Below are 22,300 nucleotides of genomic sequence, written 5' to 3' on the forward strand. Positions count from 1 at the left end.
CACTCGGCTGCGACGGTGTCGTTCGACGTAGCCTCGACGTATGCCTCTGACGACCGCCCTGCTGATGGTGGGAGCCCTGCTGCTCGTGACGGTCGTCATCGGGCTCGTCTGGCGCGCGGGAGACGGGCGCCGTCGTCGCGCAGCGGGCCGCCTGGACGTGAACCGCCTCGGCCTCGAGCCGGGCCGCGCGACCCTCGTCCTCTTCAGTACAGAGACCTGCGCTCGCTGCCCGCAGGTGCGCCGGATGCTGCATGACGTGCTCGCCGAGCGCGATGCGATCGACGTGCACGATGTCGACCTCACCCGCCGCGCCGACCTGGCCGCCGAGAACCGCATCCTCAGCACCCCCACGACCCTGCTCGTCGACGCGCAGGCCCGCGTCGCGGCCCGCTTCGTCGGTGTGCCGCGCCGCGACGACATCATCAGCGCTCTCGACGAGCTGCCCGCCCTCCAGGAGACCGCATGACCGCACCCGCCGGAATCGACCCGCGGGCTCCGCGCTTCGCCGCATGGATCACCTCCGCCCTGCTCCTCATCGCAACCGTCCTGGCGTTGACCGGCGTGGCCGCGTCGAGCGCGCAGGCCACGTTCGGGTGGTTCGCCTACCAGCCGCTGTCATCGTCGGTCTTCCCCGGTGATCAGTGGGCGATCGGCACGGCATCCGTCGGCCAGCGGGCATCCGACCCCGGCTTCGTCGTCGCGGCGATCGCTGCGGCGCTGTTCGTGTGGGGGCTCGTCTCTCCGTCGACCTCGCCCTGGGCGGTGCTGTTCCGCACGGCCGTCCGCCCCCGTCTGGCCCCTCCTGCCGACCTCGAGGATCCGCGTCCACCGCGCTTCGCCCAGGGCGTGGGCCTGTTCGTCGTCGGAACGGGGCTGGTGCTGCACCTGGCGGGTGTGCCTCTTGCCCTCCCGATCGCCACGGCGGCGGCGTTCGTCGCCGCATTCCTCAACGCGGCGTTCGGCTTCTGCCTGGGCTGCCAGATCTATCTGCTGCTGCAGCGTGCGGGTCTGTTCGCTCGCAGCGGCGCAGCCACCTGATCTGTTCCGACGCAGCCCCCGTCTGGATAGGCTGGCCGGGCGACGCGAACCCGCGTGGCGATGCGACGAGCGATTCTCGGAGGAACAATGACCGTCACCAGCGAAGCCGCGACCACCTGGACCGGATCCCTGATGGAGGGCTCGGGCACCGTGGCCTTCTCGAGCTCGAACCTCGGCACCTTCCCGATCGACTGGAAGTCGCGCAGCGAAGGATCCGAGTCGACCACGACCCCGGAGGAGCTCATCGCCGCAGCGCACGCCTCGTGCTTCAGCATGGCGCTCTCGCACGCGCTCGCCGAGAACGGCACCCCGCCTGAGCGTGTGAACACGTCGGCATCGGTCACGTTCAAGCCCGGCACCGGCATCACCGGCAGCCACCTGAACGTGAACGCGAGCGTTCCCGGACTCACCCCGGAGAAGTTCCAGGAGATCGCCGAGGGCGCCAAGACCGGATGCCCGGTCTCGCAGGCACTCGCCGGCATCGAGATCACCCTCGAGGCCAGCCTCGCCTGATCCCCGTCGTCAGAGCCGCGTCCGCGAGAGCCTGATCGCCTCGCGGATGCTGGCTCTGGCATCCTTCCGCCGCCCGGCGGCATCCTGCACCACACCCAGGCGGTATCGGGCGCGCCAGTCGCCCGGCTCCGACTGCACAGCCGCGCCGTACTGCGCGATCAGCGGCTCGATGTCCTCGCGCATCAGGCGACCGCTCGGTGTCAGACGCTCTGGAGCCTCGGGCATGCCGCCCTCTGCGTCGAGCGTGCGTCCCAGCCGATCCGCAGCGAAGCCGAAGATGAGCTCGCGCACCAGCGCCCACGCTCCGATCGGGGCGATCACGATCAACGCGATGGCCATCCCGATCGCCACCGGCGTCGCCACGCGGAGGAACATCACCGCCAGCCAGCCCGCGACCACGACGTAGAGCAGCAGCGCCGCGGCCATCACGGCCACCCCGATGCGTGAGCTCACGCGCGGGCCCTGATGCCGATGTCGACGATGTTCTCCAGCCCGACGACGACCCCCCGCGCGTCGCGCGCGAATGGAACCGCGAGCCGGATCCCCGGGGCGTAGGCCGCCGCGGAGTCGACCGTGTCGTGCACGATCGTCAGCGTCTCTCCCGGGCCCGACAGGATGGCCTCCTGCCTGGCGATGACACCCGGGCGACGCAGCGAGTGCACGGGCACGCCGGCGACCTGCTGTCCGCGGGCCCGCTGGTCGACGTGCGGCGCCTGGAACGGGCCCTGCGCCTCGCGCGCGGCGGTCATCAGCTCGGCGGTGCGCACCGCGGTGCCGCTGGGCGAGTCGATCTTGCGATCGTGATGCGCCTCGATGATCTCCGCGGAGGCGAAGAACGGGGCGGCTGCGGCTGCCAGGGCCGACCCCAGCGCGGAGCCCAGGGAGAAGTTCGGGATGAACACCGCACCGGTGCCGGCGGCGTCGACCAGTGAGCGCACCGGCGCGATGCGCTCCTGCGACCATCCTGAGGTGCCGACGAGCACGTTGATGCCGCGCTGCACTGCCGCTCGGACCACGTCGATGCTCACCGCGGGGATCGAGGCGTCGATGACGAGATCGGCGCCGTCCATCTCGGCCAGGTCGCTGCCCGACCCGAGCACGGAGCGCACCTCGAAACCGTCGAGCTGGTCGATCACCCCGTGGATGATGCGTCCGAGGGAGCCTGTACCGCCGACGAGGGCGACCTGTGTCGTCATGATCCCAGTCTAGATTCGACCGCCGCGCTGATCTGTCGTGATGACCCGGGGCGTCGGCGAGTCAGACGAGGGCGCCCTCGGGCAGCCCGGTGCGCAGCTCCATCGGCAGATGGCCGAGGTCGTTGTGGCTGAGCAGCGTCCATGGCCGCCCCTGCTTCTGGGCGATCACGGTGAGCCCGCAGTGCGCCTGGTTGAGGGTCATCCACCGCCAGTCCGGGGCACCGAGCACCTCGCGCACGAACCACGAGATGACGAAGTTGTGGGTGATCAGCACCTCGTGCACGTCGCCGTTGCGGCGCCGCAGGAACTCGCCGACCGCATCGGCCATCTGCGCCGAGCCCGCCTCGATCTCGGCATCGCTGACAGACCCGAAGAACGGCTCGTACACCGATGGCACGTCCTCGTTCATGCCGCTGGGAACGCAGTCGAAGAGCAGAGCCGACGGCACCGGGTCGACCGACGGCAGCCGCGCCGCGATCGCGCGTGCCGTCTCGGCGGCACGCAGCAGCGGGGAATGCCAGACGGCATCGAGCGGCAGACCGGACAGGCGATCGGCGATCAGCTCCGCCTGACGCTGCCCTCGGGGCGAAAGGGGTCCGTCATCGACGCCGTGCTCGGCGTCCTGATGCTCACCGTGTCTGACCAGATATATGTAGTGCGTCACTGCCCGCTCACTTCAGCCCTTCCCCCTCGGAGGGGCGATTCCAGCTTAGGTCACCCCGCCGACACGCCGCCCAGGCGCGGCGCGATCCGCGCGGACTGCGCGTTCAGTCACCGGCGCGGGTGAGCTCGGCGACCTGCGAGCGCAGCAGGGAGACGCCTGCTCCCTGCATGAGCTCCTCGACGTGCTGGGGGGCGAATGCGTTCACGATCGGCGCCACCACCGTGCGCTGCGCGAGCAGCCAGGCGATCGACACGGCCGCGACGGGAACCGACAGCTCGGCGGCGACGCGGTCGAGCACCCGCAGCACGCGGATGCCACGGCGGTTGAGGTTGCCCTTCATCTGCTCGCCGCGGACGCCCACGGCCGCGGACTTGCTGCGGTGCTGACCGGAGAGGAATCCATGCTCGAGCGCGTGCGAAGGCGTGACGGCGAGGTTCTGAGCGCCGGCGACCAGGCGCAGATCGCCCTCGAATCCGCGCCGCCGCACGAGGTTGTACGGCTCGTCGACCACCTCGATGCGCGGATATCCGGCGGAGGCGAGGATCCTCGCCTCGACGAGGCGCTCCGCGGGGAAGCGGAACGCGCCCACCGAGCGGATCTTCCCCGCGTCGCGCAGCCACTCCACCGTGGCGAGGGTGTCCTCCAGCACCGAGCTGCTGTCGAGCGTGGCATCCAGGTACACCACATCGATGCAGTCGACGGCGAGTCGCGTGAGCGAGCCCTCGACCGCGCGCACGAGGTTCACCGAGCCGAGACCCGGGTTGTCGGCGTGGGATCCGATGCGGACACCCAGGCTGATGCGGTCGCGCAGGCCGCGGGCTCGAAGCCACTGCCCGATGATGTGCTCGCTTCGACCGCCGGAGAACCCGTCGGCGGTGTGCACCGCGTTGCCGCCGAACTCGACGTAGCGGTCGAGGATCGCGCTGCTGGTGTGCTGATCGATGCTCCAGCCGAACTCGGCGGCGCCGAGCATGAGCGGGAAGATCGAGAGTCCGGTCTCGCCGAGAGGCACCCGGATGCCCTCCCCCACACCGGGCCCAACCACGGGAATCGGCGCGGAGGGATGCGAGTCGAGGCCGGGCGCGGTGCTGGTCGGCGCGCCCGCCGTGCCGGCCGTCCCTGTACCGAAGAGATTCACATCGCCACCCCCGTAGCTGCGCACCTCCGGTGCGTACTTCGAGGGTAGGCGAGCGCGCGCAGGGTTCAGGTCACCACAGCATCACCGGCGCGAAGTTCTCGTAACGGTTCGATCACATCGGATACGAAGAAACCCGGGATCGCGGCGGTGGGCGCACGATCCCGGGTTCCTCGGTCATGGATGCCGCTCAGCGGGCATCCGCACGGCTCACGCCTCAGCGGTCTCCGACTCGCCCTCCGCGGGCGCGTCGTCGGTGACCGGCTCGAGCGACAGCTTGCCGCGGTCGTCGATCTTGGTGATGCGCACGAGCAGCTTCTGGCCGACCGAGAGGACGTCGTCGACGTTCTCGACACGCTTTCCGCCGGCGAGCTTGCGCACCTCGGTGACGTGCAGCAGACCGTCCTTGCCCGGCAGCAGCGAGACGAAGGCGCCGAAGGTGGCGATCTTCACGACGGTGCCGAGGAACTGCTCGCCGACCTCCGGGTTGGTGGGGTTGGCGATCGCGTTCACCTGGGCGCGGGCGGCCTCGGCCGACGGGCCGTCGGTCGCGCCGATGTAGACGGTGCCGTCCTCCTCGATGGAGATCTGAGCCCCGGTCTCGTCCTGGATCGCGTTGATCGTCTTGCCCTTCGGCCCGATCAGCTCACCGATCTTGTCGACCGGGATCTGCACGCTGATGACGCGCGGCGCGGTCGGCGCCATCTCGTCGGGAGCGTCGATCGCGGCGTTCAGCACGTTGAGGATCGTCAGACGCGCGTCGCGCGCCTGCGTCAGCGCACCCGCGAGCACGGACGACGGGATGCCGTCGAGCTTGGTGTCGAGCTGGATCGCCGTGACGAACTCGCTCGTGCCCGCGACCTTGAAGTCCATGTCGCCCAGGGCGTCCTCGGCGCCGAGGATGTCGGTGAGAGCGGCGTAGCGGGTCTCACCGTCGACCTCGTCGGACACGAGGCCCATCGCGATGCCGGCGACCGGCGCGCGCAGCGGCACACCGGCGTTCAGCAGCGACAGGGTGGACGCGCAGACCGATCCCATCGAGGTGGAGCCGTTGGAGCTCAGCGCCTCGGAGACCTGACGGATCGCGTAGGGGAACTCCTCGCGGCTGGGCAGCACCGGCACGAGCGCGCGCTCGGCGAGGAAGCCGTGCCCGATCTCGCGACGCTTCGGCGACCCGACGCGGCCGGTCTCGCCGGTCGAGTAGGGCGGGAAGTTGTAGTGGTGCATGTAGCGCTTGCTCGTGGTGGGCGAGAGCGAGTCGATCTGCTGCTCCATCTTGAGCATGTTCAGCGTGGTGACGCCCATGATCTGGGTCTCACCGCGCTGGAAGATCGCCGAGCCGTGCACGCGCGGGATGACCTGCACCTCTGCGTCGAGCGGGCGGATGTCGGCGAGGCCGCGGCCGTCGATGCGCACGCCGTCGGTGAGGATGCGTCCGCGGACGATCTTCTTGGTGACGGACTTGTACGCCGCGGAGAACTCCAGCGGGGCAGCCGCGGGCAGCTGGCCGGCCTCGGTCGCCTCGATGAGCTCCGCCTTGACGCGGTCCTTGATCGCGTCGTCGGCGTTCTGGCGCTCCTGCTTGTCGGCGATCTGGTAGACGCCGGTGAGCTCGTCGTAGGCGCGACCGGCCACGAAGTCGTAGACCTCCTGGCTGTACGCCGGGAAGACGGGGTAGACGCCGGGCTCCTTGGATGCCGTGGCGGCGAGCTCGGCCTGAGCCTTCACGAGCTGGGCGATGAACGGCTTCGCGGCCTCGAGGCCCTCGGCGACGACATCCTCGTTGGGCTTGGTCGCGCCGGCCTTGATCAGGTTCCAGCTGCCTTCGGTGGCCTCGGCCTCGACCATCATGATCGCGACGTCCTCGGTGCCGTCGGCCTTGGTGACCACGCGGCCGGCGACGATCAGGTCGAACACGGCCTCGGAGACCTGCTCGGCGTTGGGGAACGCGACCCACTGGTCGGCGTGCTCGCCCTGACCGGGGATGAAGGCGAGGCGCACACCGGCGATCGGGCCGGAGAACGGCAGACCCGAGATCTGCGTCGAGGCGGAGGCGGCGTTGATGGCCAGCGCGTCGTAGTACTCGCCGGGAGCGATCGACAGCACGGTGATGACGATCTGCACCTCGTTGCGCAGGCCGTCGACGAACGACGGGCGCAGCGGACGGTCGATCAGACGGCAGACGAGGATCGCCTCGGTGGTGGGGCGGCCCTCGCGGCGGAAGAACGAGCCGGGGATCTTGCCCGCGGCGTATGAGCGCTCCTCGACGTCGACCGTCAGCGGGAAGAAGTCGAAGCCCTCACGCGGGTGCTTGCCCGCGCTGGTGGCCGACAGGAGCATGGTCTCGTCGTCGAGGTAGGCCGCGACCGAGCCCTGAGCCTGCTGGGCGAGGCGTCCGGTCTCGAAGCGGACGGTGCGGGTGCCGAATCGGCCGTTGTCGAGAACGGCTTCGGTGGCGGTGATTTCAGGACCTTCCAAGAGGTCTCTCCTTCTTTGTTTAGGCTCGCTCGCCCGTGTGGCGCGCGAGTTCTCGCGAAGGAGCGGATGCGGGCAGATATAAGCGCGCGGGGATCCCCGCCGATCTCGCCTGCGCTGGCCACCAGTAGAAGATCACCCGGCGCCGTGCGCGACGAGGAACCCACCACAGGGGACCAGCTTCTCAGCCGACCGCTCCGTGAATCGATGTGAAGTTGTGCGGCGCAGAGTGCACCACGATCGATCCTATCAGTCAGGGCGTCCAGGCCGTGTTCTCGCGGCGCGATGCGGAAGGGCTCGCCGCCGGAGTGCGCCGTCTTCGCCTAGGCTGACGATCATGAGCGAAGACAAGGCAGTCTCATCCGATGAGATGAAGCGCAAGTTCAGGGAAGCGCTCGACAAGAAGAACGCGCAGAGCCGGGGCGGAGAGGCGCACCTGGACGGCGACTCCGCCGTTCATGGCACTCACGCGCCGCAGATGAAGCGCGAGTTCCGCCGCAAGAGCGGCTGAGCTGCTTCCGCGGTGATGGCCGCGGCAGGGATGCCGCGGCCATCGTCGTTCACTCCCCCGCGAGCCCGCCGAGCATGTGCCCGAACGAACGCCCCTCGCCCAGGTAGGTCGCGGGATCGTACGGGTCGGCCACCTCGGCGACTCCTCGTCTGGCGATCGCCTCGGCGAGCTCGCGTGCGCCCTTCTCGACGCGCTTGGCGAGAGGTGCCACCTCGTCGCCGGCGCCGCCCCAGTCGCTCGACGCGGCGAACACGCCGGTCGACACGGCTTCGGCATGCAGATACGCGAACAGCGGTCGGATCGCGTAGTCGATCGCCAGCGAGTGCCGTGCGGTTCCGGCGTTCGCACCGATGAGCACGGGCATGCCGGTCAGGGCGTCCGGGTCGAGGACGTCGATGAACGACTTGAAGAGGCCGGAGTAGCTCGTCGAGAAGATCGGCGTCACCGCGATCAGCGCATCGGCGGAGACGACCGTGTTGATCGCGGTCTCCAGCGCCGGCGGCGCGAAGCCGGTCAGCAGGTTGTTCGTGATGTCGTGCGCGAGGTCACGCAGCTCGATGACGTCGACCTTCACATCGATGTCCCGCTCGCGCAGGGCCCGCGCGGTCTCGGCGGCCAGGCGGTCGGCGAGCATCCGCGTCGACGAGGGGTTCGACAGGCCGGCCGAGACGACGGCGATGCGGCGCTCGCTCATCTCAGGCCCCCTTCCGGCCGAGGCCGAACGCCGCACCGACGGGTGCAGGGGCGTCCTGATACGGGGATCCGGCGGTGAGGTTGTCTCCGCGGTTGGCGGACGGACGCGCCTGTCGCGAGGGCCCGTCGCCGTACACCGCGCGCACCCGAGCGGCGTGCGTGGGCGCATCCGGCACACTCTCCGGACGGTTCTTCGCGAGCTCGCGACGCAGCACCGGCACCACCTCGCCGCCCAGGATGTCGAGCTGCTCGAGCACCGTCTTCAGCGGCAGACCGGCGTGATCGATGAGGAACAGCTGACGCTGGAAGTCACCGAACGTGTCGCGCATCGACGCGTAGCGGTCGATGACCTGCTGGGGCGACCCGACCGTCAGCGGCGTCATCTCGGTGAAGTCCTCCATGCTGGGGCCGTGGCCGTAGACCGGCGCGTTGTCGAAGTAGGGGCGGAACTGCGTGACCGCGTCCTGGGAGTTCGCGGCCATGAACACCTGTCCCCCGATGCCGACCATCGCCTGCTCCGGCGTGCCGTGGCCGTAGTGGGCGTACCGCTGCCGGTACAGCTCGATGAGGCGCTGGTAGTGCTCCTTGGGCCAGAAGATGTTGTTCGCGAAGAATCCGTCGCCGTAGTACGCGGCCTGCTCGGCGATCTCGGGAGTGCGGATGGATCCGTGCCAGACGAACGGCGCCACGCCGTCCAGCGGGCGCGGGGTGGCGGTGAAGCCCTGCAGAGAGGTGCGGAACTTCCCCTCCCAGTCGACGACGTCCTCGTCCCACAGCTTGCGCAGCAGCGCGTAGTTCTCGATCGCGAGCGGCAGCCCCTGGCGGATGTCCTTGCCGAACCACGGATACACCGGGCCGGTGTTGCCGCGGCCGAGCATGAGGTCCATGCGCCCGTCCGTGACGTGCTGCAGCATGGCGTACTCCTCGGCGAGGCGCACCGGGTCGTTCGTGGTGATCAGGGTCGTCGAGGTCGACACGATCAGCCGTTCGGTCTGCGCCGCGACGTGCGCGAGGAACGTCGTCGGGCTCGACGACCAGAACGGCGGGTTGTGGTGCTCGCCGATGGCGAAGACGTCCAGACCTACCTCCTCGGCGTGCCTGGCGATCGCGGCGGTCGCCTTGATGCGCTCGGCCTCACTCGGGGTCACTCCGGTCGTCGGATCCTGCGTGATGTCGCTGACCGACATGATGCCGAACTGCACCGCGTTCTGCTCGTTCACTGTTCTCACTCCGCTTCCGGATGCACGGGTGCATCCGTTCTATTCATTTGAATGTACTTGATGGAACGCCGAGGCAGCCACTTTATTCCCGCACACCCGCAGGCGCTAACCTCGTGCCATGAGCAGTGCCGAGCAGCATCCGCCCGCCACCGCGTCCACCGGCACCGCCGCACGGCCTCGTCGACGGGTGCCGTTCTGGGACACCGCGCGATTCGCGTGCATCGTCCTGGTCGTCATCGGGCACGGTACGCAGCGACTCATCTACGATTCCGACGTCTCGTACGCCTTCTACCTGTGGGTGTACGCGTTCCACATGCCGGCCTTCGCCATCATCTCCGGCTACTTCTCGAAGGCGGGAAGCCCCACGAAGCGCCAGATGGCTCGCGTCATCACCGACATCCTCGTACCGTACGTGATCTTCGAAGGCCTGTGGACGCTCACCAAGTGGCTGGTCGAGGGAAAAGCCGATCCGAATCTCACCCAGCCCTCGTGGACGCTGTGGTTCCTGCTCGCCCTCGGCATCTTCCGCCTGGTGCTCCCCTACCTCGCCCTGCTGCGGTGGCCGCTCGCCTGGGCCCTGGCGATCTCGATCGGCGTCGGGTACGTGACAAACGTCGACAGCACGTTCTCACTCTCGCGCACGCTGGGCCTGATGTTCTTCTTCACCCTGGGCTGGTGGCTCAGGGAGCGCGACGTGGTGCGTCGGCTGCACCTCATCGAGTACCGCCCGTGGTGGGTGCGAGCCGGCGCTGCCGCCGTGCTGGTCGCATGGGGCGCGGCGTGCTGGCTGTGGCTGGATGTCTGGGAGGCGATCGACCTCAGGCACTGGCTGTTCTACGACGACTCGTACGCCGACCTCGCCGGCGATCAGTGGTGGGCCGGTGCCATCCGCCTCGGCCTCATCCTGCTCGCCGTCGTGCTCAGCGCGTGCTTCTTCGCTCTGCTGCCGCGACGACAGCAGCGCTGGACGACGCTCGGACAGTACACGATGTACGTGTACCTGCTGCACTCGTTCGTGCTCTACCCGTTCCGCGAATCCGGGGTGCTGCGCGGCCTGAACCCCACCTGGATCTGGCTGCCGCTGATCATCGCGCTGTCGGTCGGCATCGCGTTCGCGCTCTCCTCGAAGCCGGTGCGCTCGCTGTTCCGTCCGCTGGTCGAACCGCGCCCGCGCTGGATGTTCCGCGACTCCGAGCTGTCATCAGGGAGTGACCACCGCAGCGATCCGACGGGCTCCCGACGCAGTCGCTGAGCCGGGCTCAGGCGAACAGCGCCGCGCCCACGTACGATCCGGAGGTCGCTCCCGGCGGTACGGCCCACACGCCCGACCCGACGTGGCGGATGTACTCGATGAGCAGATCCGTCGACATCCGCTTCTGCAGCGTGATGAACTGCGCGGGATCGCGCTGATACGAGAGGAAGAACAGCCCGGCGTCGAGGCGGCCCAGCGCGTTGTTGCCGCCGACGTAGTTGAAGCCGCGGCGCAGGATCCGCGCCCCGCCGTTCGCGTCCGGGTGCGCCAGTCGCACGTGGCTGTGCGGATCGAGACCGCTGAGCTTCGGCGGCGTCATCTCGGTGCCGCCGCTGAGCGGTGCGCCCTCCACCTTGTCGCGCCCGAAGATCCGCTCCTGCTCGCCGAGGCGCACACGGTCCCACGTCTCGATGAGCATCGCGATCTTGCGCGCGACGAGATACGACCCGCCAGCCATCCAGCCCGGATCCCCGTCGCCGGCCCACACATGGGACGCGAGCGCGTCCTGATCGTCGGCGAGGATGTTCGCGGTGCCGTCCTTGAAGCCGAAGAGGTTGCGAGGCGTCTGCTGCTGTGCGCTCGTGCGGGATGTCTTGCCGAAGCCGAGCTGCGACCAGCGCAGCTTGGCGCGCCCGAAGGCGATCCTGCTCAGATTGCGGATCGTATGCACGGCCACCTGAGGATCGTCCGCGCAGACCTGGATGCACAGGTCGCCGTCGGACTGTGCCGGATCCAGATCGTCGCCGAGGAATGCGGGCAGTCGCTCGAGCTTGGCCGGACGTCGGTCGGCGATGCCGTATCGGTCGCCGTCCTCGTTCAGGAACAGGCTCGGCCCGAACCCGAAGGTGATCGTGAGGTTCGCGGCGTGCAGCCCCAGCGCCTCTCCCGTGTCGTCCGGAGGAGCATCGGGCCCGCCGCCGACGGCACCCGACGCGCTCACCTCGAGCCCCTGCGTGAGCCGCGACGCGGCGTAGCTCCAGTCCTCGAGCAGCTCGATCAGATCGCGGCGGTCGCTGCGCGGCATCATGTCGAAAGCCGCGAAGTGCAGGTGCTCCTGGACCTCGGTGGTGATACCCGCCTGATGCGCACCGAAGAACGCGTGCGCGCCCTGGGCGTCCGGTTCGGTCCGCGAGGCGCCGAGAGCGAACCCGACGCCGCCGCCGGCCAGCGCGAGAGCGGCTCCCCCGCCCGCGGCCAAGCCCAGCAGGCCTCGCCGGCTGAGGCCCGCGCGGGGCTGATCGTCGTCATGCGGCATGCGTGTGCTCCCCGTCAGGACAGGGTGGTGGCGGTCAACCGCGACAGCGGCTCGGCCAGGGCGTTGATGAGATCGATGAGCTCGCGCTTGTGATCATCGGTGAGTTCCGTGAACGGCACGAAGCCGCTCTCCAGGGATCCGTGCTGGGCGAGGGCGCTCTCGAGGTCCGCGTAGCCCGCGGCGATCTCGTCGACGAGGCTCTCGCCATCGGCACCCTTGGATGCCGCGAGGTCCTGCACCAGCGAGAAGGCCATCTTCGACCCCTCGACGTTGGCGGCGAAGTCGTAGAGGTCGGTGTGCGACCACCAGTCCTCCTCGCCGGTGATCTTCCCCGTCGCGACCTCGTCGAGCAGCGCGACGGCGCCGTTCGAGATGCCCGCGATGCCCTGATCGGCCAGCGCCGTGGTGAACTCGTCCGAGTGCACGTAGTCGAACAGCTCCTGCACGTCGGCGATCAGCAGATCGCCGTACTCGCCGCGCTCCTCGGGCGTCGACGGGGCCCAGTCCTGCCAGGCGGGCGTCTCGCCGTCGGAGTTGAGTGCGTCCCGCGCAGGAACCCACAGATCCTTCTCGATGCGGTGGAAACCGGTCCACTCCAGCCCCTCGGCGAGCGCATCCACCTCTCGGTAGTCGATGCGCGGGTCGAGATCGCCCAGCGCCTCGGCGACGGGCTCGATGCGCTCGTAGGATGCCCGCGCCAGCGGGAAGAGCTCACGCGCCTTCTCGTCGTCGCCGGCGGTGTACGCCGCCACCAGCTCTGCGACGTCGGGGACGAGGGCGCCGACCTGGTCCTTCACGAACGCGGCGTACAGGTCGACCGCCTGCTGCTTCTGCTGGGCGTCCGGTCCGTCGATGCTCACCTTGTCGCCTGTCACCGTGAACGCGGCCTTCCCCACGCCGTCGCCGATCATCCCCGGCTTGCAGACGGTGAAGTAGTCTCCGGGCTGCGCGACGACCGTGAGGGTGCGCGACGCGGCCGGGGCGATGTTCTCGACCTCGCCGACGATGCGCAGGCCGTCTTCGGCCAGCAGGTAGAACTCGGTGACCTGGTCTCCCGCGTTGGTCACGTCGAACGTGAGCGTGCCGCTCTTGGCCGTGCCGGACGAGACCGCGCATTCGCTGTCGGTCGAGGACACCGTGAACGACGCCGCCGGATCGGCTGCCTGCTTGGCCACGCAGCCGCTGAGTGCTGTCACGGCGACGGCGCCGAGCGCGAGCGCGCTCAGCGTGCGGGAGGAGAGGGTCATGCTGCTCCAGAAGAGTTGGTGACGAGGTCTGCGCGCTCGGCCTGCGGTGCCGAGGCGGCAGCCGGGACAGGTCGAGCAGCACGCGAGCGGGTCAGCCCGCGAACGAAGAAGGTGCCGACGACGGCCATGTACAGCGCCCACGCGATGACCTGCAGCCAGGTCATGTGCGGCATGAAACCGACCGTCGCCTGCAGGATGGTCGCCCAGGCGCCACCCGGTGCGATCACGGACGTGACGTCGAACGCCCAGCCGAACGGGAAGCCGGCGAGCCCGGTGAGCACAGCGCCGGTCACCGCATCGGTCGGGGCGACGGCGGTGAAGGGGCCGCCGAGCACGCCGGCCTCCTGCAGGTCCATCACGGCGTAGGCCAGCACACCGGCGGCGACGATGACGAGGAAGCCGCCCGTCCAGGCGAAGAACCGCCGGAGATCGAGCCGCACGGCACCGCGCGCGAGCAGCCAGCCGACGACGACGGCGATGAGCAGACCGAGCAGCGCGCCGAGCAGAGACTGCGGCGCGTCGCCGAACGACTGCACCATCGACCACAGCAGCAGGGTCGTCTCGATCCCCTCGCGCGCCACCGACACGAACCCGACGGTGACGAGCGCCCAGAGGCTGCCGTGCGCGAGGGCGCGATCGACGCCGCCCTGCAGGGTCGACTTCATCGTCCGGCCGGCCTTCTGCATCCAGAAGATCATCCAGGTGACCATGCCCACCGCCACGAGCGAGAGCGAGCCGCCGATGATCTCCTGCGCCTCGGTGGTGAGCGCGTAGGCACCGAAGGTGAGCACGGCGCCGATCCCGAGCGCCAGGGCGATGGCGAGACCGATGCCGACCCACATCCGTCCCAGCACGTCGGCTCGGCCGAGTCGGCGGATGTACGCGACGAGGATGCCTACGACGAGAGCGGCTTCGAGGCCTTCGCGGAGGCCGATGAGGAGCGCTGCGAACACGGGATTCGATTCTGCCGGCGGATCGGTAAGGGGTGCCTTACCTAAGGAACTTTAGCACCCGGCCGCCCGGCCGATCGCGCGTCGACCGGTAAGAGAAGGCAACATTCGTGCGCACGACCGGATCGGGTCCTACCGTCGACGCATGAGCGATCTCTCCCTTCCCATCCTCGACCTGTCCCAGCTGGACGCCGGCGACGACGCGGCCGCGCGGTTCCGCGCCGACCTGCGCGCGGCGACGAGGGACGTCGGCTTCTTCTACCTCACCGGCACGGGCATCCCTGCCGATCTCGAGCAGCGGCTGCACAGCGCCGCGAGGGACTTCTTCGCCCTTCCCGATGCCGACAAGCTCGCCATCGAGAACGTGAAGAGTCCGCACTTCCGCGGGTACACGCGCGTCGGCGGAGAGCGGACGAAGGGCGCCGTCGACTGGCGCGAGCAGATCGACATCGGCCCGGAACGGGCTGCCGTCGTGGGCGGCCCGGCGTTCAACCGCCTGATCGGACCGAACCTCTGGCCGGAGGCGCAGCCCGAGCTGCGCGCCGTGGTCGGCGAGTGGCACGCCGCGCTGTCCGGCATCGCGCGGAAGCTGCTGCGCGCGTGGGCGCTCGCGCTGGGCGCGGACGAGTCGTACTTCGACGACCACTTCGGCGAGCCGTCGACGCTCATCAAGATCGTCCGCTATCCGGGCACGACCGATCCCGAGCCGCAGCAGGGCGTCGGCGCCCACAAGGACAGCGGCGTGCTCACCCTGCTGTGGGTGGAGCCGGGGCGGGGCGGGCTTCAGGTCGAGCGCGACGGCGAGTGGGTGGACGCGCCGCCCGTCGACGGCGCCTTCGTGGTGAACATCGGCGAGCTGCTCGAGTACGCCACGAACGGGTACCTCAAGGCGACGAATCACCGCGTCGTCTCACCGCGAGCGCCCCACGACCGGCTCTCGATCCCGTTCTTCTTCAACCCCGCTCTCGACACCAAGCTGCCGCTGATCGATCTGCCGGCCGATCTCGCCGCGCACGCGCGCGGGGTGACGCAGGATCCCGCCAATCCCATCCACAGCCTGTACGGCGAGAACGCGCTGAAGTCGCGCCTGCGCGCGCACTCCGACGTCGCCGCGATCCATCACGCCGACCTGATCGGGGCGTGACGCGGGGGCATACGACGAGAGCCGCCCCACACCGTGGGGCGGCTCTCCAAGAATGTTCTGCGCGATTGAACGCTGGTCGATATGCCTTATCGACGAAGACCGAGACGCTCGATGAGCGAGCGGTAGCGGTTGATGTCGACGTCCTGCAGGTAACCCAGCAGGCGACGGCGCTGACCGACGAGCAGGAACAGGCCACGGCGCGAGTGGTGGTCGTGCTTGTGTGCCTTGAGGTGCTCGGTGAGGTCCTTGATGCGCTGCGTCAGCATTGCGACCTGCACCTCGGGGGATCCGGTGTCACCGGGGTGCGTCGCGTACTCTTCGATGATCGCCTTCTTGACGTCTGCTTCCAGTGCCATAGATTCGATCCCCTCTCTGCTTGCTGCGCGGTGCCCGACGCCGAATGCGTGGGCTCTCTTTATCCGCGGCCGATCAAACGGCAACCTCGACAGTCTACCAGCATCCGGACGGCCGGATGCGCACCGGTAACCTCGACGGGTGCCGTTCTCCCGCGCCCATCTGATCGATCTCAGCCCGCTGAGATCCAGCCCGGCCTTCGCGCGCATGTGGATCGGCTCGGCCCTCGCCGGGATCGGCGGCCAGCTCACGATCGTGACCGTGATGCTGCACGTGTTCGAGCTGACCGCCAGCACCTTCGCGGTCTCGATGATCGCGGTCGCCGGCCTCGTGCCGATGGTCCTCGCCGGGCTCTACGGCGGGATGCTGGCCGACGCCTTCGACCGGCGGCGCGTGGCTCTGATCGCTGCGACCATCGCCTTCGTGGCGACGGCACTGCTCACGGGGCTGACGTGGACGGGCGCGGAGACGATCTGGTGGCTGTACGGGCTCAGCATGGTCATCGCGGCGGCCAACTCGGTGGGCATGGCGACCCGCACGGCGATCGTGCCGCGCCTGATCCCGCTGAACCAACTCGCGGCGGCATCGGCGCTGAACGGCGTCGCCTTCGGCCTGACCGTGATGGTCGGCCCCGCTGTGGCGGGTGTGCTCGTCGCCCTCACCGGCTTCGGGTGGACGTACACGATCGATGTCGTCCTCATGCTGTGCATGTTCCTCGGGCTGTGGACGCTGCCGACGCTGCTGCCCGAGGGCATGATCGTCCGCCCGGGGCTGGCATCCATCGTCGACGGATGGCGCTTCCTGCGCCGGGCGGGCAACATCCGCGCGCAGTACCTGCTCGACATCGCCGCGATGACCTTCGGCAACCCGCTCGCCCTCTACCCGGCCCTCGGCACGGTGCTGCTCGGCGGCGGCGCCGTGACGACGGGACTGCTGACGGCGTCGGTCGCGGTCGGCACCTTCGCATCGAGCCTGTTCTCGGGCAGGATCGTGCAGTACCGCTGGCACGGCGTCGGCATCGCCAGGGCGGTGCAGGCCTACGGCGCCACGGTCGCGCTGTTCGGGGCGATTCTGCTCATCGGGGTGTTCCTGCCGCCGGCATCCGAGCACTCCCCCGCCGTCCCGCTCATCGCCGTCGCCTGCGTCGCGCTCGCCCTCTCGGGAGCGGCCGACAACATCAGCTCGATCTACCGCAACACGATGATGCAGGCGGCGGTGCCCGACGCGATGCGCGGACGTCTGCAGGGTGTGTTCATCATCGTCGTCGCCGGCGGCCCCCGGCTCGGGGCGCTGTACGCCGGCACTCTGGCGACACTCACCGCACTGTGGCTCCCACCGCTGCTGGGCGGAATGCTCGTGATCGGCCTGGCCGTGACGATCGCGCGGCTCACCCCGCGCTTCCGCGCGTACGACGCACTGAGCCCGGAGGCCTGAGCCGTCGGCGGCTCGGCCCCCGGGCCCGGGAACGCGGTCGGATTCAGGCCTGCAGGGCGCCCTGCAGGTCGAGGTTGATCGTGATGTCCTTGCCGACGAGCACACCACCGGTCTCAAGGGCAGCGTTCCAGGTGAGGCCGAAGTCCTCGCGGTTGATGACGGTCGTCGCCGAGGCGCCCGCCTTGTAGTTGCCCCACGGGTCGGTGCCGAAGCCGCCGAAGTCGAACTCGAAGCTGACCGGCTTGGTGATGCCGCGGATGGTGAGGTCGCCGTCGACGAAGAAGTCGCCGTCCTCGACGCGTGCTCCGGTGGAGACGAACTCCATGGTCGGGAAGTTCTCGACGTCGAAGAAGTCCGCCGAGCGCAGGTGGGTGTCGCGTCCCTCGTCCTTGGTGTCGACGGAGGCCACGTCGACGCTCGCCTCGACGGTGGCCTCGAGCGGGTTCTCGGGAGCGGTGAGCGTGGCGTTCTTGATGGCGAAGGAGCCGCGCACCTTCGAGATCATCATGTGGCGCACGCTGAAGGTGACCTCGCTGTGGCTGGGGTCCAGGACCCAAGTGCCGGGACGGTAGCCGGGGATCTCGATCGACATGTGTGTTTCTCCTTGAGGTTCGTCGGCGCACTCACGCCGTACCGAGGATAACTTACATGCGTCTGCATATATTCCCGGTAGGGCCCATCACATGAAGAACCCCCATCCACCGAGGTGGATGGGGGTTCTTCGGATTGGATCGACTCAGCCGACGGCGACGAGGTCGATGATGAAGATCAGGGTCTTCCCGGAGAGGAAGTGGCCGGATCCGGCCGGGCCGTACGCGAGGTGCGGCGGGATGACCAGCTCACGGCGCCCGCCGACCTTCATGCCCGGGATGCCGTCCTGCCAGCCCTGGATGAGACCCCGCAGGGGGAACTGAATGGTCTCGCCGCGACCCCACGAGGAGTCGAACTCCTCACCGGAGTCGTACTCGACACCGGCGTAGTGCACGGTGACGGTGTCGCCGGGGCGCGCCTCGGCGCCGTCGCCCTCGACGATGTCGCGGATGACGAGCTCTGCGGGGGCGGGTCCGGTGGGGGCGTCGAACTCGGGCTTCGTGCGTTCAGTCATGACTCCATCCAACCTCGGCGCGCGTGCCCCGGTCAATGCGGTGCGTCCGCTGACCGCGTAATGCGATCCGCCGCGTCAGTCCCGGTCGGTGATGTCGCGGGAGAGGCGCTGAGACACCCACACCGGGATGAAGGATGCCAGGATCACGACGGTCGCGACGACGTTCACCACGTTCGCCTCGTTCGGCCGCGCCATCTGATTCATGATCCACAGCGGCAGCGTGTCGACTCCGGGCGGGGCGGTGAAGATCGTGACGTACACCTCGTCGAAGCTCAGCGCGAAGGCGAGGATCGCCCCGGCCACCAGGGCGCTGCGGAACTGGGGGAAGGTCACCATCCGGAAGGTCTGCCACGGCGTCGCGCCGAGATCCTGAGATGCCTCCTCGAGACTCGGGTTCATGCGCCGCAGTCGCGCCAGCACGTTGTTGAACACCATCACGATGCAGAAGGTGCCGTGTGCGATGATCATCCCCCAGAAGCCGACCTGGATGCCGATCGGCTCGAGCATCTGGTTGTAGGTGTTGTTCAGCGCGACACCGGTGACGATGCCGGGCAGCGCGATCGGCAGCACGACGAGCAGGTTCACCGAGCGCTGCCCGAAGAACCGGTAGCGCTGCAGCGCGAAGGCCACCAGCGTCCCGAGGACGAGGGCGATCGCCGTGGCGCCGGTGGCCACCAGCACGGAGTTGAGCACCGCGTCGCGGACGGGCTGGCTGGTGAACGCCCTGCCCCACCACTCGAGGCTGAACCCCGTGATCGGCCAGCTGGCGATGCGGGCCGAGTTGAACGAGTTCAGCACGACGAGCATGAGCGGGACGTACATGAACGCGAGGATGATCGCGACGATGGCACCGAGCACGATCTTGGAGGTGCGCGACAGTCTCAGCATGGTCGGCTCACATCCTTTCCAGAGCGCCGGTGCGCTGCACGCTCACCAGGTAGATGACGACGAAGGCGATCGGGACGACCGAGAACGCCGCCGCCAGGGGCGGGTTGAGGTTGATGTTCGAGGCGATGACGCTTCCGATCATCTGCGTGTCGCCGCCGACGAACTTCGCCACGAGGTAGTCGCCGAGGCTGAGCGAGAAGGTGAACACCGAGCCGGCGATGATGGCCGGCTTGATCAGCGGCAGCACGACCGTGCGGATCGTGCGCCACGACCCAGCCCCCAGATCGGCGGAGGCGTCGAACAGGTTGGCCGGCAGCTGGCGGATGGCCGTGTACACCGGCACGGCCATGTACGGCAGCCAGAGGTAGGTGAGAGTCAGCACGACGGTGAAGACGGTGAAGCCGGGCCCCCTGATGCCGAGCGGAGCGAGCATCCAGTTGAAGAATCCCTGCTCGGTGAAGGTGATGCGCATCGCGATGACCTTCACCAGGTAGCCGGCCCAGAGGGGCAGGGTGATCGACACGGCCAGCACGGCTCGCAGCCAGGGCGAGGCGACCTTCGCCATGAAGATGCCCAGCGGGACCGAGATGAGGATCGCGAGAGCGGTGACGGCGAGCGCGATCCCCAGGGTGCGCAGAGCCGTGGAGGCATATGCCGGATTCGCGACGAGCTGCTGGAAGTTGCCGAAGGTGAAGCCCGGCTTGACCTTCGAGGTGAATGGATCGGTGATCCAGAACGCCGTCACCAGGAGCATGACGAGCGAGAAGATGTAGATGCCGATCAGCCAGGCCATCGGCAGGGCCAGCAGACCGGCGATGCGTGCGCGGCGCTTCATGTCGTTCCTGTCGGAGTCGAGAGGGTGCGATCCGGGGCGGAGGAGTCGTCTCCCCCGCCCCGGGCGGGCCGGGTCAGCCCTTGACGCTGGTCCAGGCGTCCGTCCACTGCTGGAAGTTCGTGCACTTCACGTCCGTGCGGCCGTCGATGCACTGCTCGATCGGGGTGGTCCAGAACCACACCTTCTTGAAGTACTCCTCGTTCGTGGCGTTGTAGTACTCGCAGTGCGCCTTCGCCTCTTCGCTGGTGTCGCAGAAGGCGGCGTTGGCGGGCGCCATGCCGAAGTTCATCGCGATGGCGCCGTTGACCTCGGGCGAGGAGGCGTAGTCCATCCACGCGTACGCGCAGTTCGGGTTCTTCGACTTCGCGGCCAGCATCCAGGCGTCTGACCATCCGGTCGAGCCCTCCTCGGGCAGCACGCTCTTGTACTTGTCATCCTCGGTGAGCTTGCGCAGCACCTCCCACGAGGTGCCGAGCACGGTGGTGCCACCGGCGAACGAGGTGATCTGAGCCGCGGGGTCCGACCAGTACTCCGAGACGATGCCGTTCTGCTGCTTGAGCAGGTCGACAGCGGCCTTGAGCTGCTTCTCATCGAGCGCATACGGGTTCTCGATGCCCAGGTCGGGTTCGTGCGCCATCAGGTACACGGCGGCGTCGGCGATGTAGATCGGGGCGTCGTACGCGATGACCTTGCCGGCGTACGGGCTGTCCTTCTCCCACGCCACGTCCCAGCTGGTGGGCTCTTCGGTGACGATCTCGCTGTTGTACTGCAGGATGTTCGCGCCGCGACCGATCGGAATGCCGTAGGACTTGCCGTTGATGGTGTCGTAGATCTGACCCTTCATGCCCTCCACGATGTCGTCGCCGAAGTTCGGGATGTGCTCGAGGTTCAGCGGCTGCACGTCGCCGCCGGCGATCAGGCGCAGACTCGCGTCGCCCGACGCCGAGACGAGGTCGTAGTCGCCCGTGCGCATCAGCTGCACCATCTCGTCGCTCGTTCCGGCGACGCGTCGGTTGACCGTGCATCCGGTCGCCTCGGTGAACGCGTCGGTCCACGCGGGCTCCACGAAGCCCGACCAGGCGATGATGTTCACCTCCTTCTCGTTCTCGCCGAGCTTGTCCATCATCGGAACATCGGGGACGTCGATCGACAGGCCGCCGGAGCCGTCCGTCGATTCCGTGGTGCTCGAGCAGCCAGACAGCGCCAGGGCTGCGGCTGCGGTGAGGGCCGAGACGGCCAGGATCTTCTTTCGCATGGATCTCTCCTTTGTGATCGCGGTGCGCGGGTGGGAACAGGGTGGTGCTCAGGGAAGTCGTGCTGCGTGCGCCGGGTTCCAGGCGGCACGCACCCGATCGCCTCGCCGCGGCACGTCCAGACCGGCGATGTGATGGGCGTTCGGTCGCTCGGCGATGATGTCGACGCCGGCATCGGAGGTGATCAGGTAGCGGGTGGCCGGTCCGGTGTAGACGATCTCGGCGATCGTGCCGGTCAGCCCCACGTCGCCGTCGGCGAGCGCGTCGGAAGCACCGAGCATCCGCACCCGCTCCGGACGGATGCTCATGGTGCGGCGGGTGCCGGTGAGCTCCTGCGCGAGCTCAGCGCCGATGAGGTTCGACAGCCCGAGGAAGCGCGCGACGAACTCCGTCTGCGGCTCCTCGTAGACCTCGCGGGCGGTGCCGACCTGCTCGATGCGACCGTTGTTGAACACGGCGACGCGATCGCTCAGCGTCAGCGCCTCCTCCTGATCGTGCGTGACGAAGACGAAGGTGATGCCGACCTCCCGCTGGATCTGCTTCAGCTCGATCTGCATCTGCTCGCGCAGCTGCTTGTCGAGGGCTCCGAGGGGTTCGTCGAGCAGCAGCACCTGCGGCCGCAGGATCAGCGCGCGGGCCAGGGCGATGCGCTGGCGCTGGCCGCCCGAGAGCTGATGGGGCAGGCGGTCGGCGACGTGGTCGAGACGCACGCGCCGCAGCGACTCGGCGACCTGCTCGACGCGTTCGCTCCTGCTGGTCCCCTTCACGCGCAGTCCGTAGCCGACGTTCTCGGCGATGGTCATGTGGGGGAAGAGCGCGTAGTCCTGGAAGACCGTGTTGACGTCACGGGCGTGCGGCGGGGTGCGAGTGACGTCCACGCCGGAGAGACGGACGGTGCCGGAGGTCGCCTCCTCGAACCCGGCGATGATGCGCAGCACGGTGGTCTTGCCGGATCCCGACGGGCCCAGCATGGAGAGGAACTCCCCCGGCGCGACGTGCAGATCGAGATCGCGCACCGCGGTGAAGTCGCCGAAGGACTTGGTCAGGCCCGACAGTGACACGCTGCCGGGAGCTGCGGCGTCGCTGTCGGCATCGGTGGCCAGCGCGGCAGTCGTCATCTCGTGCTCCTCGATCCTCA

24 protein-coding genes are annotated in these 22,300 nt (G+C 68.7%); 7 read left to right on the plus strand and 17 right to left on the minus strand.

Going from position 1 to position 22,300, the window contains the following annotated elements; translation table 11 throughout:
• Positions 1–40 precede the first annotated feature (40 nt).
• From H9633_RS00650 to H9633_RS00660, 3 genes are all read left to right on the plus strand, one after another.
• A complete protein-coding gene (locus H9633_RS00650; RefSeq protein ID WP_191711744.1) occupies positions 41–466 on the plus strand; it encodes a thioredoxin family protein in 426 nt (141 codons plus the stop codon).
• A complete protein-coding gene (locus H9633_RS00655; RefSeq protein WP_191711745.1) occupies positions 463–1,038 on the plus strand; it encodes a DUF4395 domain-containing protein in 576 nt (191 codons plus the stop codon). Before H9633_RS00650 ends, H9633_RS00655 begins: the two co-directional genes overlap by 4 nt.
• Positions 1,039–1,125: 87 nt before the next feature.
• Entirely contained in the window at positions 1,126–1,551 is a 426-nt protein-coding gene (locus H9633_RS00660) for an OsmC family peroxiredoxin (protein ID WP_071642358.1), read from the plus strand.
• Between the two features lie 9 nt (positions 1,552–1,560).
• Here the strand turns inward: H9633_RS00660 and H9633_RS00665 are convergent, their stop codons facing one another.
• The 5 genes from H9633_RS00665 to H9633_RS00685 all read right to left on the minus strand — a co-directional run bounded on the left by H9633_RS00665 (position 1,561) and on the right by H9633_RS00685 (position 7,024).
• Positions 1,561–2,004 (minus strand): hypothetical protein, encoded by a 444-nt coding sequence (locus tag H9633_RS00665; RefSeq protein ID WP_318247158.1) that lies wholly within the window; start codon positions 2,002–2,004, stop codon positions 1,561–1,563.
• Positions 2,001–2,747 carry a 4-hydroxy-tetrahydrodipicolinate reductase gene (gene dapB / locus H9633_RS00670; RefSeq protein ID WP_071642354.1) on the minus strand — a complete coding sequence of 249 codons (747 nt, stop codon included), beginning with the start codon at positions 2,745–2,747 and terminating at the stop codon, positions 2,001–2,003. The genes H9633_RS00665 and dapB overlap by 4 nt, the downstream gene beginning before the upstream one ends.
• A 61-nt stretch (positions 2,748–2,808) precedes the next feature.
• On the minus strand, positions 2,809–3,411 hold the full coding sequence (locus H9633_RS00675; RefSeq protein WP_071642352.1) for a histidine phosphatase family protein: 603 nt from the start codon (positions 3,409–3,411) through the stop codon (positions 2,809–2,811).
• 103 nt (positions 3,412–3,514) lie between these two features.
• Positions 3,515–4,573, minus strand: a complete 1,059-nt coding sequence (locus H9633_RS00680; RefSeq protein ID WP_256221038.1) for an aldo/keto reductase — start codon at positions 4,571–4,573, stop codon at positions 3,515–3,517.
• A 183-nt stretch (positions 4,574–4,756) separates the two neighbouring features.
• The gene (locus H9633_RS00685; protein WP_191711746.1) at positions 4,757–7,024 is read right to left on the minus strand and encodes a polyribonucleotide nucleotidyltransferase; all 2,268 of its coding nucleotides are present in this window, start codon (positions 7,022–7,024) and stop codon (positions 4,757–4,759) included.
• 334 nt (positions 7,025–7,358) lie between these two features.
• Here H9633_RS00685 and H9633_RS00690 point away from each other — a divergent pair, with 334 nt between their 5' ends.
• Entirely contained in the window at positions 7,359–7,532 is a 174-nt protein-coding gene (locus H9633_RS00690) for a DUF5302 domain-containing protein (protein WP_177243808.1), read from the plus strand.
• Between the two features lie 49 nt (positions 7,533–7,581).
• Here H9633_RS00690 and H9633_RS00695 read toward each other — a convergent pair whose 3' ends face one another.
• Complete coding sequence (locus tag H9633_RS00695; protein ID WP_071642347.1) at positions 7,582–8,226, minus strand: FMN reductase; 645 nt, start codon at positions 8,224–8,226, stop codon at positions 7,582–7,584.
• Position 8,227: 1 nt separating this feature from the next.
• A complete protein-coding gene (locus H9633_RS00700; RefSeq protein ID WP_404802961.1) occupies positions 8,228–9,427 on the minus strand; it encodes an LLM class flavin-dependent oxidoreductase in 1,200 nt (399 codons plus the stop codon).
• Between the two features lie 136 nt (positions 9,428–9,563).
• Between H9633_RS00700 and H9633_RS00705 the strand changes: the two genes are divergently transcribed.
• A complete protein-coding gene (locus H9633_RS00705; protein ID WP_191711748.1) occupies positions 9,564–10,697 on the plus strand; it encodes an acyltransferase family protein in 1,134 nt (377 codons plus the stop codon).
• Positions 10,698–10,704: 7 nt separating this feature from the next.
• On the opposite strand, the gene efeB is transcribed toward H9633_RS00705, so the two are convergent.
• Genes efeB through efeU form a run of 3 tightly spaced genes read right to left on the minus strand, consistent with a single transcriptional unit; the run spans position 10,705 to position 14,152 of the window.
• Positions 10,705–11,952, minus strand: a complete 1,248-nt coding sequence (gene efeB / locus H9633_RS00710) for an iron uptake transporter deferrochelatase/peroxidase subunit (protein WP_191711749.1) — start codon at positions 11,950–11,952, stop codon at positions 10,705–10,707.
• Between the two features lie 14 nt (positions 11,953–11,966).
• A complete protein-coding gene (gene efeO / locus H9633_RS00715) occupies positions 11,967–13,199 on the minus strand; it encodes an iron uptake system protein EfeO (RefSeq protein WP_191711750.1) in 1,233 nt (410 codons plus the stop codon).
• Positions 13,196–14,152 carry an iron uptake transporter permease EfeU gene (efeU, locus tag H9633_RS00720; protein ID WP_191711751.1) on the minus strand — a complete coding sequence of 319 codons (957 nt, stop codon included), beginning with the start codon at positions 14,150–14,152 and terminating at the stop codon, positions 13,196–13,198. Before efeU ends, efeO begins: the two co-directional genes overlap by 4 nt.
• 142 nt (positions 14,153–14,294) lie before the next feature.
• Between efeU and H9633_RS00725 the strand changes: the two genes are divergently transcribed.
• A complete protein-coding gene (locus H9633_RS00725) occupies positions 14,295–15,293 on the plus strand; it encodes an isopenicillin N synthase family dioxygenase (RefSeq protein ID WP_191711752.1) in 999 nt (332 codons plus the stop codon).
• Between the two features lie 86 nt (positions 15,294–15,379).
• Here H9633_RS00725 and rpsO read toward each other — a convergent pair whose 3' ends face one another.
• Entirely contained in the window at positions 15,380–15,649 is a 270-nt protein-coding gene (rpsO, locus tag H9633_RS00730) for a 30S ribosomal protein S15 (protein ID WP_071642334.1), read from the minus strand.
• 205 nt (positions 15,650–15,854) lie between these two features.
• Here rpsO and H9633_RS00735 point away from each other — a divergent pair, with 205 nt between their 5' ends.
• Positions 15,855–17,081 carry an MFS transporter gene (locus tag H9633_RS00735; protein ID WP_191712880.1) on the plus strand — a complete coding sequence of 409 codons (1,227 nt, stop codon included), beginning with the start codon at positions 15,855–15,857 and terminating at the stop codon, positions 17,079–17,081.
• A gap of 43 nt (positions 17,082–17,124) precedes the next feature.
• On the opposite strand, the gene H9633_RS00740 is transcribed toward H9633_RS00735, so the two are convergent.
• From H9633_RS00740 to H9633_RS00765, 6 genes are all read right to left on the minus strand, one after another.
• Complete coding sequence (locus H9633_RS00740; RefSeq protein WP_191711753.1) at positions 17,125–17,673, minus strand: YceI family protein; 549 nt, start codon at positions 17,671–17,673, stop codon at positions 17,125–17,127.
• Positions 17,674–17,817: 144 nt separating this feature from the next.
• Positions 17,818–18,186 carry an FKBP-type peptidyl-prolyl cis-trans isomerase gene (locus tag H9633_RS00745; protein WP_071642328.1) on the minus strand — a complete coding sequence of 123 codons (369 nt, stop codon included), beginning with the start codon at positions 18,184–18,186 and terminating at the stop codon, positions 17,818–17,820.
• A 75-nt stretch (positions 18,187–18,261) separates the two neighbouring features.
• Positions 18,262–19,074, minus strand: a complete 813-nt coding sequence (locus H9633_RS00750) for an ABC transporter permease (protein ID WP_191711754.1) — start codon at positions 19,072–19,074, stop codon at positions 18,262–18,264.
• 7 nt (positions 19,075–19,081) lie between these two features.
• Positions 19,082–19,909 (minus strand): ABC transporter permease, encoded by an 828-nt coding sequence (locus tag H9633_RS00755; RefSeq protein WP_071642324.1) that lies wholly within the window; start codon positions 19,907–19,909, stop codon positions 19,082–19,084.
• Between the two features lie 73 nt (positions 19,910–19,982).
• Positions 19,983–21,164 carry an extracellular solute-binding protein gene (locus H9633_RS00760; RefSeq protein ID WP_191711755.1) on the minus strand — a complete coding sequence of 394 codons (1,182 nt, stop codon included), beginning with the start codon at positions 21,162–21,164 and terminating at the stop codon, positions 19,983–19,985.
• A gap of 48 nt (positions 21,165–21,212) precedes the next feature.
• A complete protein-coding gene (locus tag H9633_RS00765; protein ID WP_191711756.1) occupies positions 21,213–22,280 on the minus strand; it encodes an ABC transporter ATP-binding protein in 1,068 nt (355 codons plus the stop codon).
• Between the last annotated feature and the right edge of the window lie 20 nt (positions 22,281–22,300).

The sequence above is a fragment of the Microbacterium commune genome (assembly GCF_014836945.1).
GTDB lineage: Bacteria > Actinomycetota > Actinomycetes > Actinomycetales > Microbacteriaceae > Microbacterium > Microbacterium commune.

Coding starts and splice junctions, on each gene's coding strand:
- dapB (WP_071642354.1), bottom strand. CDS start 2,747: ATGACGACACAGGTCGCCCTCGTCGGCGGTACAGGCTCCCTCGGACGC.
- H9633_RS00755 (WP_071642324.1), bottom strand. CDS start 19,909: ATGAAGCGCCGCGCACGCATCGCCGGTCTGCTGGCCCTGCCGATGGCC.
- efeO (WP_191711750.1), bottom strand. CDS start 13,199: ATGACCCTCTCCTCCCGCACGCTGAGCGCGCTCGCGCTCGGCGCCGTC.
- H9633_RS00735 (WP_191712880.1), top strand. CDS start 15,855: ATGTGGATCGGCTCGGCCCTCGCCGGGATCGGCGGCCAGCTCACGATC.
- H9633_RS00725 (WP_191711752.1), top strand. CDS start 14,295: ATGAGCGATCTCTCCCTTCCCATCCTCGACCTGTCCCAGCTGGACGCC.
- H9633_RS00660 (WP_071642358.1), top strand. CDS start 1,126: ATGACCGTCACCAGCGAAGCCGCGACCACCTGGACCGGATCCCTGATG.
- H9633_RS00760 (WP_191711755.1), bottom strand. CDS start 21,164: ATGCGAAAGAAGATCCTGGCCGTCTCGGCCCTCACCGCAGCCGCAGCC.
- H9633_RS00690 (WP_177243808.1), top strand. CDS start 7,359: ATGAGCGAAGACAAGGCAGTCTCATCCGATGAGATGAAGCGCAAGTTC.
- H9633_RS00765 (WP_191711756.1), bottom strand. CDS start 22,280: ATGACGACTGCCGCGCTGGCCACCGATGCCGACAGCGACGCCGCAGCT.
- H9633_RS00650 (WP_191711744.1), top strand. CDS start 41: ATGCCTCTGACGACCGCCCTGCTGATGGTGGGAGCCCTGCTGCTCGTG.
- H9633_RS00740 (WP_191711753.1), bottom strand. CDS start 17,673: ATGTCGATCGAGATCCCCGGCTACCGTCCCGGCACTTGGGTCCTGGAC.
- rpsO (WP_071642334.1), bottom strand. CDS start 15,649: ATGGCACTGGAAGCAGACGTCAAGAAGGCGATCATCGAAGAGTACGCG.
- H9633_RS00705 (WP_191711748.1), top strand. CDS start 9,564: ATGAGCAGTGCCGAGCAGCATCCGCCCGCCACCGCGTCCACCGGCACC.
- H9633_RS00745 (WP_071642328.1), bottom strand. CDS start 18,186: ATGACTGAACGCACGAAGCCCGAGTTCGACGCCCCCACCGGACCCGCC.
- H9633_RS00750 (WP_191711754.1), bottom strand. CDS start 19,074: ATGCTGAGACTGTCGCGCACCTCCAAGATCGTGCTCGGTGCCATCGTC.
- efeB (WP_191711749.1), bottom strand. CDS start 11,952: ATGCCGCATGACGACGATCAGCCCCGCGCGGGCCTCAGCCGGCGAGGC.
- H9633_RS00655 (WP_191711745.1), top strand. CDS start 463: ATGACCGCACCCGCCGGAATCGACCCGCGGGCTCCGCGCTTCGCCGCA.
- H9633_RS00695 (WP_071642347.1), bottom strand. CDS start 8,226: ATGAGCGAGCGCCGCATCGCCGTCGTCTCGGCCGGCCTGTCGAACCCC.